Raw genomic sequence first — 16,391 nt, 5'->3', positions numbered from 1 at the left:
GGATTATTTCTCCTCCTGCTCCTCCGGCAGCCTGGTCAACAAAATCTGCGTGATCCTTCTGCCGTCCGATCCCGTCACCACAGCCCGGTAACGGCCTATTTTCAATTCCTCCCCTTCCTCCGGAATATGCCCCAGCTGGCTGATCATGTAGCCGCCCAGCGTGGTCACACCAGGACAATCCAGGTCCATCTCCGGCAGATAGTCCGCCAGGTCAAACAGGGTGACGGCGCCATTCACGGCATAAGTATCCTTGCCCGTCTTGACAAATTCGCGCATTTCATCCCGGTCAAATTCATCCTGAATGTCATCGCCCACGATCTGTTCCAAAATGTCGTCCAGGAACACGAGGCCGATGGAATCGCCGAATTCATCCACCACCAGGGCAAAATGGGCGTGCTCCTTCAAAAAGAAAGTCAGCAGGCTGTCCAGGGGCATCGTATCCGGCACCACGCGCAATTCCCGCTTCACACTCATCAGGTCAGGATTATCCTGGCCCACGAGCTTGAGCAGATCCTTCACGTGCACCCAGCCCTTCACCTCGTCCAGATGGTCTCCCTCCACCAGCGGAAAACGGGTATGCCATGATTCCCGCGCCAGAGCCCAGTTCTGTTCAAAGGGAGCCGTCAGGTCCATCACATCCACTTCGGAACGCGGCGTCATGACGTCCTTCACGCACATATCGTTTAATTCAAGCGCGTTCTTGGAGATTTCCGCCTCTTGCCGGGTCAGTTCGCGGGAGCGCTCGCTCTCCTCCACCAAGTACATCAGTTCATCCGTGCTGTGCACAGTACACGCCGCCGCTCCGGGATCAATTCCCAGCAGGTATTTCATGATAAACCGGGCGATTCCGTTGGTCAGGCCGAGAATGCCCGTATATTTGAACACCCCATAAAAGGAATACAGCAGGGGGGCCACCGCCATGACGGACTTGCCGGGATGCCGGACCGCCATGCACTTGGGAAGGAATTCCCCCAGAACCACATGGCAACAGGCAAAGAAAAGGAAGGTAAGAACCAGGGCCGCCCAGTAAACGGGCGCGGAGGCTTCCAGGCCCAGGGAGTATAGAAAGGGTGCCGTCAGCTCCGCCACGAACGGAGCGCCCAAAAAGCCCAGCGCCAGGGAGGAAAGCGTGATGCCTATCTGGCAGGCGGACAAATACAGGTCCAGGTGCCTGACCGCCTTTTTAGCGAGGACCAGCTTCCTTCTCGTCCGCGCCGTGGCGCCTTCTTCGGCGTGCAGCTGGCTTTCGCGTACTTTCATCAGGGCGAACTCGCTCGCCACGAAAAACGCATTCAATAATAAGAAAAGGACAAGGCCGGCCATTGCCAGCGCTATCCCACCCAGCGCCGGTTCAATAACCGGCACTTCAGCGGCCCCGGAGGCCGCAAGAATACTCAGAGGGTCTGGATCACTCATTCCGTTGGATTTAAAATACGGGAAAAACCGTTCTCATGCACACGCTTTGTACGTCACAATTTTTCATAAACACCCTTGTCCCGTTTTTCCAGCACGGTAAAGCCGGCGGCCTTGGCGTCGGAAACGGACAGGGGCTTGGTGATTTCCGGAACATTCACCCGGCTGACCACCTTGCGCACCGGGTGCTTGCACACCAGGCACTTTTCAAGCGGCGCACGGTCCACGGGCCTCCGCAATTCGAAACCGCGGCGGCACACCGGACAGGACTGTTCGGGATCGTCGGGGTGTTCGGAAATATACTCGTATATGGGCATAGCAAAACGCTAGGCTAAATAAAAATCAGCCTAGCGTCAAAATCTTTGTAAGGCTGCAACCTTTTCCTCTCTTACCAGCTGGACTTGGTCACACCGGGGATCATGCCGGCGTTGGCCAGTTCGCGGAAGGAAATACGGGAAAGCTTGAAGCGGCGGATGAATGCACGGCGGCGGCCCGAAACAAGGCAGCGGTTGACCATACGGGTCGGGCTTGCATTGCGGGGCAACATGGTTAAACCGATATAATCCTTCTCAGCCTTCAATTGCTCGCGCAGCTCTGCGTAGCGCTTGACGGTGTCAGCCTTTTTCTTGTCTCTTGCTATCCAGCTCTTCTTAGCCATAAGTTCGGCGGAATAAGTAGAGGCCCCGCAGTGAAAAATCAAGCGCTTTTTTTCAATTTCATCAAATTCAAGCTGTTTTCAATGTCATCCGGCCTTTTCCCGTCCATACATCTATGACTCTGAATACCTGCCTCTTCCATAAACGGACCGCGGAGAACGCCGCCGGGGAACCCGTTCCGGGAAAGGACGCCCGGAATTGCTTAACACTTCCTAACCATCTCTGGAACTCCCGCTTCCCCGCCCTTCCGGGAAGCCTTCCTTCTTCCCCTTTTCTCTTCCTGCTCCCTCCCCGTCCCCACCCTGGCGGACCAGGACAAAAACTCCGCCCATCCCCTCCTGCCCCTTCCGGAAGGGAATATTGAAAAAGGACGCCGTACAAGACGATTTTGTCCTTTCCACCGGAAAGGGAATGGGGCATCATGGCCGCGCACACTAATCACTGACGTACATGAAAATCGTAGTTGCATACTCTGGCGGCCTTGACACCTCCATTCTTCTGAAGTGGCTCAAGGAAAAGTACAATGCCGAAATCATCGCATACTGCGCGGACGTAGGCCAGGCTGAAGAACTTGACGGCCTGGAAGAAAAAGCCCTTGCGACGGGCGCTTCCAAATGTTTCATCGGCGACCTCAAGGAAGACTTCGCCACCAATTACATCTTTCCGATGATGCAGGCCAACGCTCTGTATGAAGGCCGCTACCTGCTGGGCACCTCCATAGCACGCCCCTGCATCTCCAAGGACATGGTGGACCTGGCCATCCGGGAAGGAGCGGACGCCATCGCCCACGGCGCCACCGGCAAGGGCAACGACCAGGTGCGCTTTGAACTGGCCGTGAACGCCCTGGCACCCAACATCAAGGTCATCGCCCCGTGGCGCGACCCCGAATTCCGCAAGCAGTTCCCGGGCCGCACGGAAATGATCGCCTACGCGGAATCCCACGGCATTCCGATCCGCCAGTCCCTGAAAAAACCGTACTCCATGGACCGCAACCTGCTCCACATTTCCTTTGAGGCGGGCATGCTGGAAGACACCTGGTACGACGGCACCACCCCGGCCGACCGTGAAATGTACAAGCTTTCCGTCTCTCCGGAAGACGCCCCGGACCAGGCCGAATACATCCAGCTCCTGTATGAAAAGGGCGACGTGGTCGGCATTCAATACGACGGACTCGCCAGTCTGCTGAAAGAACTGGATGTCACCCCCCGCGGCGAACGCGACGGCTATACCCTGCTCAGCCCGCTGGGCGTCATGTACGTGCTCAACGCCCTGGGCGGCAAGCACGGCATCGGCCGTGTGGACATTGTGGAAAACCGCTTTGTAGGCATGAAAAGCCGCGGTATTTATGAAACGCCCGGCGGCACCATCCTGCTGGCGGCCCACCGCGACATTGAAACCATCACCGTGGACCGCGAAGTGCAGAAAGTGCGCGACTCCCTCATTCCGGAATACGCCACGCTGGTGTACAACGGCTTCTGGTTCGCGCCGGAACGCGAGGCCATCCAGGCCCTGGTCACCAAATCCCAGGAAACTGTCAACGGCGAAGTGCGCCTGAAACTCTACAAGGGCAACGTCATGTACGCCGGACGCCGTTCCCCGCAGTCCCTGTACTCCGAAGAAATCGCCACCATGGAAGGCGGTCACGAAGAACTGTACAATCAGGACGACGCCGAAGGCTTCATCCACCTCAACGGCCTGCGCCTGAAGCAATTCAGCCGCGTCAACAAACCTTACGGCCACTAAAGGCACCGACTTTTTGCCAGCCGTCCGGAAAAGTAGTTTCCGGGCGGCTTTTTATTTATCGATAGAGGAAATTGTCCCTGCCGTACTACTTATGATGCACACTTTCCTGCGACTCTTCCTGCAGACGGCCCTTTTGATGACCGCCGGCCTATCCCAGGCAGCCGTACCCCCGCCCAAACCCAACATCATCCTCATTTATGCGGACGACATGGGCATGGGGTTGCTGGGATGCTACGGCGAGAGCCTAGTCAAAACGCCCAACATCGACCGTCTTGCCGAACAGGGCATCATGTTCACCAGGTGCTACAGCAGCCAGTACTGCTGCCCGGCGCGCGCCTCCCTGCTCATGGGCGTGCATGACAGCCACTCCAAATCCTACTCGGAAACTCCCGGCGGCCTGGTCATCACGGCGGAAAAACAACGCTGGAGCAATGAGGAATTTGAACAAAAGGCCGCCCGGAGGGCAGGCATCAAGCCCTCCCCGCAGGAAGTATTCCTCCCGGAAATGCTGAAAAAGGCCGGCTACGTCACAGCCCAGTTCGGAAAGCTGGACTGGGGCTTCACCACGTGGCACGGGGAATTGCAGCGCCACGGCTGGGACCACTACGTAGGCTACATGGACCATGTGCGCGCCCACGGCTACTATCCCTCCTTCCTCTGGAAAAACGGAGAACGCCTGCCGCTGGAAGGAAACACGCACGCCGATGCGGGAAAAACTCCGGAAAACTACTCCCAGGGCGCTACGGAAAAACGCCGCGGCAAGCGGGAGGGCAAAGTCACCTACGCCCCGGACGTCATGCTGCGGGAAACCCTCAAGTTCATGGAGAAAAACCGCAAAAAGCCCATGTTCATCTTCTTCTCCACCAACCTTCCCCACGGGCCGGTGGACATCCCCCCCGCGGAAAACATCTATGCCAGGAACCCTGAAATACGCAAGGCCTACACCAACGCCTCCGGCGGCAACAAGGAATGCGGCGCGGCGGAGGAGGAATACGCCTCCATGGTGGACAAGCTGGACAGGCAGGTGGAGGCCATCGTCGCCCAGGTGCACAAGCTGGGCCTGGAGAAACGCACCATGATCATCTTCGCTTCCGACAACGGGCATGAAATCTACTACCGCACGGACAAGGGCCGCGGCCGCAGCCTCGACTACCACGGCGGGGTAGTGGATAAAAACGGGGAACTGCTGGACGTCTTCCGCGGCAACCGCGGGAAAGTGGGCCTGAAAAATGCCATGGTCAACTTGGCGGGACTCAAATGGACCAACCACGAAGGAGGCATCCGCGTTCCCATGATCGTTTCCTGGCCAGGAACCCTCCCGCACGGAAAAGTCTGCCACAGCCTGGTGGCCAATTACGACCACATGGCCACCTTTGCCGACCTGGCGGGGGTCCGCATGCCTGCGGGCAAGGACGCCGTCTCCTACAAAAACATGCTGCTGGGCAAACCGGGCCAATTGAGGGACTACATCGTCATCGACCACACGATCATCACCGGAGACGGCTGGAAACTGACCAGAAAAAACGGCCAGTGGCTCCTGTTCCAGATCAGCAGGGACCCGGAAGAAAGGAACAATCTGGCGGAAAAACAGCTGGAACGGCTCCAGGCCATCTACAAAAAGGAAGTGGGCAGTCCGCGGAAAGACAGGTAATAGGGAGAAATCCCCGCAGCTTTCCATTCCTTTCCTCTTTTTTGCTGGTTGAAACTTCCCCATTCCGCAGGTAGAGTACCCCGGTGAACAGCAACCTATCCAACTCGCGCCAGGCCGCCCTGGCCTGCCTGACGCGCTGGCATGAAGGCCGCGCCTTTGCGGAAACCCTGGTGGACCGGGAATGTTCGCGCCTCACCCTGTCCCCGGCGGACAGGCATCTGGTCCAGGCCCTGGTCTTCGGCGTTCTGCGCAACCAGAGCTGGCTGGACCACGTGATCGGCACGCTGCGCCAGGGTAGGCTGGACATGAACGTGCGGCTCATTCTCCAACTGGGACTGTGCCAGCTTTTTCTGCTGGGCATGGCGGACCATGCCGCCGTGTATGAAACCGTCAATCTGGCGCCGTCCCGCCTGCGGGGTCTGGTCAACGCCATCCTGCGCAATGCGCTGCGGAAGGAAAAAGCCATTCTGGCGAAACGGGAAAAACTCCCCCTCCACATCCTTTATTCCACCCCGCGATGGCTTGTAGGAAAATGGACGGCCCAGTTCGGACCGGAAGCCGCCCGGAAGCTCCTTCAATGGAACAACACCACGCCGCGGATCTACGTGCGCGCCAATTCCCTCATTCCCTTGAATGAAACCCCGGAGGGCCTCATCCCGCTCGGCGGCGTTCCCGGCTGGTTCTCCGTGGAAGGCCTCCTGCCGCTGAAAGAAATCAACTCCGGTGCCCTGTACGTAGCGGACCCCTCCACCCGCTACGCCATCGACCTGCTGGCGCCGCAGCCGGATGAGGAAATCCTGGACGCCTGTGCCGCCCCCGGAGGAAAATCCACAGCCATCATCGCCGCCACCGGAGGAAAAGCGCGCCTCACTGCCACGGATCTTCACGAACACCGTCTGCCTGTCCTGCGGGAAAATCTGGCAAGGTACGGCTCCCCCTCCGTAGCCACGGCTCAGGCGGACTGGGCTCTCCCCTGCCCTCCGCAATGGGAAAAGCGTTTCGATGCCGTGCTGCTGGACGTTCCCTGCTCCAACACGGGCGTCATCCAGCGGCGCGTGGACGTACGCTGGCGCCTGAATCCGGAGGAAATCCGGCGGCTGGCCGCCCTCCAGAGGACCATTCTGGAAAACGCCTCCCGCGCCGTCAGACCGGGAGGAAGGCTTGTTTATTCCACCTGTTCCATTGACGCGGAGGAAGACGGACTGCTGGTCCGGGAATTCCTGAAGGACCATCCGGAATGGACCCTGAAGGAAGAAAAACTCGTCCTTCCGCAGGAGGAAAAATCGGACGGAGCATATGCGGCCCTCTTGATCTGTGCTTGACCTCGGCCCCGATTTGTCAACAATGCCTGCTCCTGATTAATTCATTCCATTTATGTCCCGCAAACCAATTATTGCCGCCAACTGGAAGATGAACATCGGCCCCGCTGAAGGCGCCCAATTCATCGAAAGCTTCAAAACCATCCTCAAAGGGAAGGACGTCGCCTGCGACACCGTGATCGTTCCCCCCTTCACCACCATCCCCTCCGTGCTGAACGCCCTGGGCGGCTGCGGATGCATCGCCATCGGCGCCCAGAACGTTTCCCAGTATGACAACGGAGCCTACACCGGTGAAATCTCCACCAGCATGCTCCAGGAGCTGGGCCTCAAGTACGTGGTGCTGGGCCACAGCGAACGCCGCCAGTACTTCGGTGAAACGGACGCCATCATCAACGCCAAGATCAAGAAGGCCATCGCCGCCGGAATCACCCCGATCTTCTGCATCGGAGAAACCAAGGATGAACGCCTGGGAGGCATTCTGGAACCCGTGCTGGAAATCCAGCTCAAGGGCGGTCTCAAGGACCTGACGCCGGAAGAAGTCGCCAACCTGGTCATTGCCTATGAACCCGTCTGGGCCATCGGCACCGGTCTGACCGCCACTTCCAAGGAAGCCCAGGAAGCGCACGCCTTTATCCGCAAGGTCGTTGCGGACGTCTTCGGCGCAAATACCGCCGCCAAGGTACGCATCCAGTACGGCGGTTCCGTGAAGCCGGAAAACGTGGAAGAACTCATGGCCCAGCCGGACATTGACGGAGCCCTGGTGGGCGGCGCGTCCCTGAAGCCGGAATCTTTCGCCGCGCTCGTCACAGCCGCCAAATAAGCGGGTCCGCGCATTCCCGTTTTAATACCAGGCCGGCTCCTCCACGGGGCCGGCCTTTTCCGTTTCCGGGAACATGTCCCGCCATATACGGGATCGTTTTCCCGTAATATCTCATAAAACCTCGCCTGCCATCAGTATAGAAGCCCATGCAGCTTCTTTGAAACAGACGCGGCTTTTCACCTGCGGAAACAGTTTCTGGCTTTTCAAGCGACGGCAATCATGTACAATATCAGGAAATCATGAAAGCCCGCTCATTTACCTCACGCAGCAAAGGTTTCACGCTCATTGAAGTCCTCGTGGTCATCGCTATTCTCGCCCTGCTGTCGGGCATTTCCTACACGGTATATTCCCATGCCACGGAAACGGCGGCGCGGACGCGTTGCACGGACAATCTTCACAGGCTGAGCGACTGGGGCAAGGAATTCGCAGCCCAGAACGGGGGCAAGCTCCCCTCCAGCGGCATGAAGGACAGTCTCCTGAGTGCCAAGGCCTGCCGCAACTGGTGGGACGCCCTGGCCCCCATCGTCAACGCCGGCCAGCCGGACCTGATTCCCCTCACGGACAAGGAGCCGAACATGCTCCCGGACACCTTCCGCTGCAAGAATGACAAGCACCTTACCTACTTCAACTCCAACGACCCCAACCAGCCCGCCGGACCGGACACCGTCTCCTATACCAGCTGGCTGGACAACCGGAAGGGACGCCCCATGAACGTGGCGCGCGGCCAGGCCCTGAGGAACAAGCCGTGGCTCAGCGACGGCAACCCCATTGACGGCCGCAGCGTCATCACCTCGCAGGACTTTGATGAAATCGTGGTTCCCGCCCTGGAACGCCACCAGGGAGCTATCATGGTACTTTACGCAGACGGGAAAATAGCGCCTGTTGACGATCCTACGTTTGAAAAAATCACCAAGGACTCTTAAGAAACTTTTCACTCCTATCGGAAGAGCCGTCCTGCGGCCCGGAAGCAGGAAACCGATGGAATTTTCTTCCTTCCCCCGCTGATTCGCCTTTACGAACACGGGATAATCATTAAGGTTAGTGTTCAGATGAACCCGTATACCTCCTTTGAGCATCCGTATGAAATGATACCGTTGCATGTGGCGGGGTACATCCTGGGTTCCGTTTTGCTGCTCGGCCATCTATTCGCTCTGGTGAGAAGGCAGCAGACGCAGGCGTTTCTGCTGGCTTCTTCGCGCAACCATCTGCTCGCCCAGATTCTGCTGGCGGTGGGCCTGTTCTGGTTCTTCCTGCTCGTGGCTCCCCAGGGGCTGGGAATACTGAGTTCCCTCCGCGTGGATCTGGCGGAATTCGAGGGCATCCGGTGGCTGCTCCAGCTTGCCTGCCCCGTCTTTCTGGTCCTGATGATCACCCAGGTGAAAAATCTGCTCTTTCCACGGGCTCTCGGCCTCTTCGGCCTGATGGTGGCCTCCCCCCTCCTTTTTGCGGCTTATCTGAAAGATCCGGTCACGCGCTTGCTCATCCCCATCTGGTGCTACATCGTCATCTTTTTCTCCCTCCTCTGGATAGGAAAGCCCTATCTTTACCGGGACCTGGTCAATAAAATCTGTTCCAAACCCTTCTGGTGGACTCCCCTTTGCCTGGGCGGCATGGCCTACGGAGCCGCCATCCTGCTCTGCGCCATTCTGTGGTGGTAGCACGGACTGAATCCTGACGCCGGACCCGGCACTCTTCACCGCCGGAATCCTCATGGCTCCCGCGGAAAACAAGATTCCGGGGAAACCGGGCTGATGACCGGGAACGGCCGCAATGCCATTTTGCAAAAAGGAAAAACGGAGTGCGGACTACACCATGCCGCTTATGCCATGGACGCCAACACGCCCTGCGTGCCTTTCCCCGTTCCGGCGCAGTGCCGGCGCGCTCCGCCCGTTCGTCTTTGAGCCGCAATGAAGGAAGCAAACAGAAAATGCTTTTATTCCCTCCCATGATTTCCTATACCTCCATCATGCGTTGTCTGATCCGGCTCATTTCCTGTACAGCGATAGCCTTCCTCTCTCTGCAAACCGTCCGCGCTGCCCGGCCCAACATTGTCCTCATCCTAGCCGACGACATGGGCTGGTCCGATCTGGGCTGCTACGGTTCTGAAATACCCACTCCCAACATCGACTCTCTCTCCAGGCAGGGAATGCAGGCTACGCGATGCTACACGGCCTCCCGCTGTTCCCCCTCCCGGGCCTCCATCATGACCGGGTGCGAACCCCACAAAGTGGACGTGGGGCTGCTGGACGACGACAGCGGCCGTCCCGGCTACCGGGGACGCCTGAAACCGGACATTCCCACCCTGCCGGAACTGCTGAAAAAAGCCGGCTACCGCACCTACCTGTCCGGAAAATGGCATTTGGGAAAAGTCCGGGGAACCTATCCCTGGGACCGAGGCTTCGACCGCTACCGCGGGCTCCTGGGTGGAGCGGCGGACTATTACAAGCCCATGCCTGACCGTCCCTTCGGTGAAGACGGCAGATTGCTCAAGCCGGAAGACCTGCCCGATGACTTTTACATGACGGAGGACATCACACAGACTGCCCTGGCATATATTGACGATGCCGCCAAGGCAAAAGCTCCTTTCTTCCTTTACGTAGCCTATACGGCTCCGCATACGCCCCTCCAAGCCCCCAGGGAGGAAATAAAAAAAATGCTGCCCCTATATGAAGGCAAATCTCCCGGCTCCATTGCCGCCAAAAGGCTGGAAAGCCAAAAACGCCTGGGCATCGTCCCTCCCTCCGCCGAGCTGGGGATGCGCAACAAATTCAATCCGGCCGGCTATGAAAAAAATTCCAGGGAACGCAAGGAATACATATCCGGATGCATGGCCACCTACGCCGCGCAAATCTCCATTATGGACCGGGGCATCGGCAAAATTCTGGAATCCCTGGACCGCCACCGCCTCAGCGGCAACACGATCGTCATGTTCCTGTCGGACAACGGGGCGACGGCGGAAATGCCACAAAACAACAAAAACAAAAAAACCGTGCTGCCTATCGGCCCGCTGGGGGAAGTGGGCTGCCGGGACGGCTACGGCCCCATGTGGGCGGCCGTATCCAACACGCCCTACCGCCAATACAAGATTGAGACCTTTGACGGCGGCCTCTCCGCCCCTTTCATCATCCGCTACCCCAAGGTTCTGCGCCCCGGAACACGCTACCACGCCCCGTTCCTGCTCCAGGACATAGCCCCCACCTGCCTCACCTGGGCCAAACTGTCCGTCCCCAGCCACATGGACGGCAAGCCGCTCAACTCCTATTGGTCCAAACCCGCTTCAATTCCGCCGGAAAAGGTATGGGACAGCATTCCCAACTCCTGCCCTCCCCGTACCATTTTCTGGGAACACCAGAGAAACCGCGCCGCTCTGACGGACAAATTCAAGCTGGTGGCTCCCAACCGGGGACCCTGGCAGGTTTACGACATCAGAGACAGGACGGAACAGAACAACCTGGCCCCCCGGCACAAGGCTCTGGTGGAGCAATTGTCCGAGCAATACAGAAAGTGGGCGCAGGAAACGCATGCCGAATAATCCCCGCACCCCCGCAAGCCAGAAAAAGATGGCCGGAACCGGAACCCCACCCTTTTCCAGATGCTCCGGTTGAAACGCCTTTTGCGAAAAAATCGTGGTTGATCCGGAGCCATTCCGTTCCGGGCCGGCCCTCACCGGGAATTGTCCGGAAACTGTTTCCCGGACACCCGGAACACATCCGGAGGAAGTTCCCGTTAAAGAAAACGGCATTAGTCACGCGCTTGCTCATCCCCATCTGGTGCTACATCGTCATCTTTTTCTCCCTCCTTTGGATAGGAAAGCCCTATCTTTACCGGGACATGGTCAATAAAATCTGTTCCAAACCCTTCTGGTGGACTCCCCTTTGCCTGGGCGGCATGGCCTATGGAGCCGCCATCCTGCTCTGCGCCATTCTGTGGTGGTAGCATGGACCGAGTCCTGAAGACGGCGCCCGGCGCTCTTCCTCCGGAATCCGCATGGTTCCACGGAAAACAGCGCTCTGGAGAAACCGAGTTCATGACCGGGAACGGCGGCAACACCATGTTGTAAAAAAGGAAAAATGGAGTACGCGGCGCCCCCTGTATGAAGGCAAATCTCCCGGCGCCATTGCCGCCAAACGGCTGGAAAACCAGAAACGCCTGGGCATCGTCCCTCCCTCCGCCAAGCTGGGGATGCGCAACAAATTCAATCCGGCCGGCTATGAAAAAAATTGGGAACCTATACACTTAAGTAGCCGAGGCTCCCAATGAACTGTTATTCACCTGTTCCGCATTGCTACGGGTATCTTAAGAAGCATTTTCTTCTATAGTTTAAGCAACCCAGTCCTCTGCATCATGAGCTGAATCCGTTCTCCGGAACGCCCGGCAAATCCCGCTCCGGATTCAGGACTGTTTTTTTAACCAAGGCAATAATCTGTCTCTTGACCTCTCGCGCCGCTTTTTAAAATCAGCCTGGTAGGCCTCATACATAAAACACTGCGCCCCGTCGCTGGCGGTCATCCCCAGGTCGGAGTAAAACTTGACCTTCCTCAGGGTTCCCTCCACAGGGGCGCCCACCACGAACTTGTCCCCCTTCACCGGGAAATAAACCAGCGCGCACCGTTTCCCTACGGCTTCAAGACCCCCCCTCTGTCACATCGGCGGCCAGAGGGCAGGCGGTGACCGTGTCGATATAAAGATACGCCACAGGCTTTTTTTTGCTCCTGTCCCGTTTTTAGCGCTCCTTCCGTTCAGTCACGAGGTAAACACGCGGAAGCCCGACATCCGCCCGGGAAGGGGAAAGAATGCGGCCCGCAGACAGATGCTCAACAAGATGCCACCCGTTGCCGCCATGCGGTACATTTCTGGAGCATGTCAAAAACAAATCCTCCTGTTTGATCTTGAACACCAGAGTGCGGTACGGCCGAGTGCGTCCATGCATTTGTCCCGCCTGTGGCGAAATTGAGAGGCGCACCAGACTCAGGGCCTGGCGCCGAAAGGCGTACAGGTTCAAGTCCTGCCAGGAACACCGTCAATAACTTTCTTTAAGTAGAAAACCGAGGGAAAATCTATTGCCGCAGGGCACGGCTAGAGAGCATGCGGTAAAAAACCAGCCTTCCAGTAAAACCCGTTCTCCACCTTTTCCGCCTTCAACGGCGCCTTTTCCAGGCTAGTGCGCAACCTGCCAGCAAAAACAAGGCGGATGAAGGTTCCGGAGTAGGAAGAGCCATATCGTTCAGACTGAAAAATTGCATCACATAAGCATCCTTGTAATTCAGAGAAGGAGAAACTGACTCCTTGCGCGTGTCACTGGAAGACACCACGATTTCCTTTTCAAGAAAGGCGGCTCCATCCAGGGCGCGGGCTCCCGTAAACACAAAATTCCCTTCATTATTTTTCTCCTGGGATACAAGCAACTGAGCCAATCCGGTCATGCTATCGTCGGAATCTGTCACTAGAAGAGATTCCAGCAACCCCTCTCCATTCAGAGTATATCCCCAGCAGGTAATAGCATGACCGAACCCTCCTATATTTACCGTAAGCGCCACAGGACCACGGTCCACAAGCCCCTGGACTTGATTGGTGAGAGTAGACAGAGAATTGTGGAAAGCCATCGTCCATATTCCCAAAATGGAAATGTTGCTGCTGTAACTGGGAAAATACTCCTGGAAATAATCCTGGAAAAAATATTGCTTCATCTTGACGTCAAATGGATTGCCCACTCCCTGCCAATGCTGTATATACCAGCGGAATATTTCAGAATTCTGGGCAGAATATTTGTCTCTGGAACCTGTATAGGCCGTACGTACTCCGGAGACAGGACCGTATAATTCCTCGCAAACAGCCCTGTTCCTGTCCCACCAGGAATGAAGCAGATTGGAAGCCGCGGCAGCCGAGCAATGCTTCGTGTCATCATAAGGGAATTCTTTTTTCATGCGGTCTGAATCCACTTTTACAGATCCCGTGCCATTTTCTATAACAAATTTCCAGTATGGCACCACAGGGGTGTAGGCTTTGTTTACATCATACCAGCCTTCCGTCAACGAAACGCCGGGGGCAAACACATAATCCCCTGCAGTCGCAGCGGACGGCCAAGCCAAAGAAAACGCCAGTAATACTTTTTTCCAGTCTGATGCCTTCATTCCAATTTTTTTAAATCTGTTTTCTAACAACAAGTTTTTTGGTTCCACCACAAATGGCGGCGTGCCGCATGTTTAAGGAAGCAATAAATGAAAAATCATATATGTCAATTTCATTCCGCCAAAGGTCTCTTCCCAGAATTCAATTCTACAACGCTCTTTTTCCTTTACCCGCTCTTCCTGGACTCCGCCTCTCCGAGTGAGAATATTTTTCGACAAACGAATTTCATCCGGTGTTAACACTCTGGAAATGGGAAGGAAGACGGCGTCTTTTCCATTGTTTTCATCACTCCGGAAGTGTTGTCCGGCGTCTGCGTAATCTTTACGGCCCAGCCCGGAAGAGCCGTTTCTCGTTATTAAAAGGGGCCAGCTTCAAGTTTTCATTCGGCACTTACCCTCCTGGATAAAGGTAGTAAAATCAACGAAGAACTTGCAAATCTGGTCATGGTTCTTCGAAGGACTCGCAACATTGGAACCACGCCGCTGCCATGTGAACTTCTTTTGAATCATAACATCAGGCCTCTCTCTTGGGACAATCCACAACATACTCGCCATCTCCGAGGCAAAGCCACCTTTGAAACAGGGTAAGAAAAATCATTGGCGTCGTTATGGAGCCTCGCTTCCTGGGGAAAGAATCCAAATTGGATGCCTGCAACATGGGCCCGGGCATGTATCAATATACGGCGATAGACGACTGCTCAAGATACAGGGTCATGAAACTCCATAAAAGGAGAACGGCGACCAATACGCTTCTATTTTTAGAGGACCTTCTGGAAGAAATGCCATTCCCCATTCAGCGTATTCAAACAAACGGGGATGGGGGTTCTTTGCAGAAAGCCTCCGGGAAAACACAGCCTTCCGTCCAAACGGTCATGCAAGCGTCATCTCCTCGGAACAACAGATGTGCGGGACTTCCGGGAAATGAGGAGCAATAGCATAAAAAATACCTTTTACGTTGCATTGCACCAATTAAAATTCACGAAATAGTTAATAATTTGCAGAAAACGAAATTTATTCAAGGTTCCATGAAAAACAGCCTCCACTCCTTGCGGGACTACTTCCCTTGCTGCCTTTATTCTCCCGGCTTTCCGGAGATACTGTTCACCTGACAAGATTTCCTCACTAGCCGGAGACACAAAGAAAAAAGGAAGGAATCACACTCCAGATTCGTGATTTCATCATCCATTGTATTTTCATCATCATTAATTTTCAAAAAATCCCCTTGGACCGGAATTTATGAAAACACGCTATTCCGTCCAGGGCGCATCACGCGGTTTCCCTTGACAAATGGTTTGCCTCTCCTCTTCTCTCCCCTTGCGAAAAATTGCAAGAACACGCCCGTTTTACTTCTCCGTTTCCAAAACCGACATTTCTCCCTTTTTTCTAACAATTATTTAAACTACAGAAGCATTCCCTTTCAAGATGATAGAGTATTAGAATACTTCTAAATTAAGAAAAACTCATTGATTATAAATATAGTTCTATTAAACTTTCATAAGTCTTCTTTCAGATGAACGCCTCATTCTTCATACTCGCATCTTAAATTATTTTTACAATATGGAATATTTTTGAAACATAAGCGCCGGAGATTTTTCAAAATGTATTTTGTGCAGAATGTCCTCCTGAATTTTCTCTTTCCTGCATGTCGCCATGTCCAAAGAAACCAATAACTCTTTCCTCAAAAAAGCGAACATATTCCAGCCCATTCTGGTCGTCGTCATTTCCATCGTCGGCGGCACGCCGATAGAAAACGGCCATACCGGAAAAATCATTATTCTCATCATCCTGGGTCTTGCCTTCATCATCTGGCATGTGGAATGCCAGCTCATGCTCAATAAAAAAGAGGAAGGGGAAGTACGGTCCTGCATCCGTAAATGCCAGACCGCAACTCTCTATGAAAAGGCATGTACCGCCCTCAGTAAAGAATATGAAAACTTTGCCAACAAACTGGACGGCTCCCAGGAGATGCCATGGGACTTCAGCCAGGGGAGCGGTTTCCTGTGCGCCACAATTGCCGCTGCATTGGCGGAATACAAAAAATCCCTCATCTTCGAGGTACTTTACATCAAGGCGGAAAAGACGGAAGGCCGTATCCTGCTCAGCGTAGAAGGATACGCCCAGGGAGACCATAATGACGACACTCCGTCCATTCTGGCACAACTGCCGCGGCCCGTCACCAATACCCCTTCCATGCTGGATGAACAGCTATTCATGGAGCACCGTCTCAATCCCCTGGTTCTCTCCACGCCCCGCCAGGTGGCGCGCTTTTTCTTCCGCAAGCGCAATCAGCCTCCGGAGAAAAAATATCTGCAATACATTGCCGTCCCCGTAGTGTGCCACAGGAATGAAATCGTCGGCCTGATAGAAGTGGCCGTGAAGAGAACCCCGCTTCTGTCCCCGCCCGTGGTTCTGGAAGACCATGAACTGGCCGTCATCAAATCATGGCTGTATCATCTGAAAAACCACTTTCTACTGTTCCATAAAATAGAAAAAAGAGTAGCCGGAAAGGCAAGCCGTCCGGACTTTCCGGAAGATCGGAATTCCTGCGCCTGACCCCCCGGCTTCCCGGTTCATTCAGGAGAAAGGCTCCCTTGGAAATTTTCATAAGCCTTCCGGTTCGCCCATACAACCGATAAAAAACTCCGCAGGGGATCAATCCCC

At 55.4% G+C, this 16,391-nt stretch carries 14 protein-coding genes; 10 read left to right on the top strand and 4 right to left on the bottom strand.

From position 1 onward, the window contains the following. Positions 1–3: 3 nt before the first annotated feature. From V3C20_RS07015 to rpsN, 3 genes are all read right to left on the bottom strand, one after another. Positions 4–1,416 (bottom strand): hemolysin family protein, encoded by a 1,413-nt coding sequence (locus tag V3C20_RS07015; RefSeq protein WP_130083231.1) that lies wholly within the window; start codon positions 1,414–1,416, stop codon positions 4–6. 53 nt (positions 1,417–1,469) lie between these two features. After that, entirely contained in the window at positions 1,470–1,730 is a 261-nt protein-coding gene (locus V3C20_RS07010) for a zinc ribbon domain-containing protein (RefSeq protein WP_130083232.1), read from the bottom strand. Between the two features lie 71 nt (positions 1,731–1,801). Further along, positions 1,802–2,071 carry a 30S ribosomal protein S14 gene (gene rpsN / locus V3C20_RS07005; protein WP_067570980.1) on the bottom strand — a complete coding sequence of 90 codons (270 nt, stop codon included), beginning with the start codon at positions 2,069–2,071 and terminating at the stop codon, positions 1,802–1,804. Positions 2,072–2,519: 448 nt separating this feature from the next. On the opposite strand from rpsN, the gene V3C20_RS07000 reads away from it, so the two are divergent. The 9 genes from V3C20_RS07000 to V3C20_RS06960 all read left to right on the top strand — a co-directional run bounded on the left by V3C20_RS07000 (position 2,520) and on the right by V3C20_RS06960 (position 11,862). Further along, positions 2,520–3,812 (top strand): argininosuccinate synthase, encoded by a 1,293-nt coding sequence (locus tag V3C20_RS07000; RefSeq protein ID WP_130083233.1) that lies wholly within the window; start codon positions 2,520–2,522, stop codon positions 3,810–3,812. Positions 3,813–3,903: 91 nt separating this feature from the next. Continuing rightward, complete coding sequence (locus V3C20_RS06995; RefSeq protein WP_130083234.1) at positions 3,904–5,463, top strand: sulfatase-like hydrolase/transferase; 1,560 nt, start codon at positions 3,904–3,906, stop codon at positions 5,461–5,463. An 83-nt stretch (positions 5,464–5,546) separates the two neighbouring features. After that, a complete protein-coding gene (locus V3C20_RS06990) occupies positions 5,547–6,785 on the top strand; it encodes a transcription antitermination factor NusB (protein WP_130083235.1) in 1,239 nt (412 codons plus the stop codon). Between the two features lie 52 nt (positions 6,786–6,837). Next, positions 6,838–7,602, top strand: a complete 765-nt coding sequence (tpiA, locus tag V3C20_RS06985) for a triose-phosphate isomerase (RefSeq protein WP_130083236.1) — start codon at positions 6,838–6,840, stop codon at positions 7,600–7,602. A gap of 239 nt (positions 7,603–7,841) precedes the next feature. Further along, positions 7,842–8,525 (top strand): prepilin-type N-terminal cleavage/methylation domain-containing protein, encoded by a 684-nt coding sequence (locus V3C20_RS06980; protein ID WP_130083237.1) that lies wholly within the window; start codon positions 7,842–7,844, stop codon positions 8,523–8,525. A 162-nt stretch (positions 8,526–8,687) separates the two neighbouring features. After that, a complete protein-coding gene (locus V3C20_RS06975; RefSeq protein WP_130083238.1) occupies positions 8,688–9,260 on the top strand; it encodes a hypothetical protein in 573 nt (190 codons plus the stop codon). 287 nt (positions 9,261–9,547) lie between these two features. Continuing rightward, complete coding sequence (locus tag V3C20_RS06970) at positions 9,548–11,134, top strand: sulfatase-like hydrolase/transferase (protein ID WP_161981223.1); 1,587 nt, start codon at positions 9,548–9,550, stop codon at positions 11,132–11,134. Positions 11,135–11,355: 221 nt separating this feature from the next. Then, entirely contained in the window at positions 11,356–11,538 is a 183-nt protein-coding gene (locus tag V3C20_RS06965) for a hypothetical protein (RefSeq protein ID WP_130083240.1), read from the top strand. A gap of 51 nt (positions 11,539–11,589) precedes the next feature. Further along, positions 11,590–11,862: a hypothetical protein gene (locus V3C20_RS06960; protein ID WP_149873763.1), complete on the top strand. Its 273-nt coding sequence runs from the start codon at positions 11,590–11,592 to the stop codon at positions 11,860–11,862. An 878-nt stretch (positions 11,863–12,740) separates the two neighbouring features. Here V3C20_RS06960 and V3C20_RS06955 read toward each other — a convergent pair. Next, the gene (locus tag V3C20_RS06955) at positions 12,741–13,733 is read right to left on the bottom strand and encodes a hypothetical protein (RefSeq protein WP_130083241.1); all 993 of its coding nucleotides are present in this window, start codon (positions 13,731–13,733) and stop codon (positions 12,741–12,743) included. A 1,647-nt stretch (positions 13,734–15,380) separates the two neighbouring features. Here V3C20_RS06955 and V3C20_RS06950 point away from each other — a divergent pair. After that, positions 15,381–16,283, top strand: a complete 903-nt coding sequence (locus V3C20_RS06950; RefSeq protein WP_130083242.1) for a hypothetical protein — start codon at positions 15,381–15,383, stop codon at positions 16,281–16,283. Positions 16,284–16,391: the final 108 nt, after the last annotated feature.

The organism is Akkermansia sp. RCC_12PD (assembly GCF_036417355.1).
GTDB lineage: Bacteria > Verrucomicrobiota > Verrucomicrobiia > Verrucomicrobiales > Akkermansiaceae > Akkermansia.
This window is presented reverse-complemented; position numbering and strand designations above follow the sequence as displayed.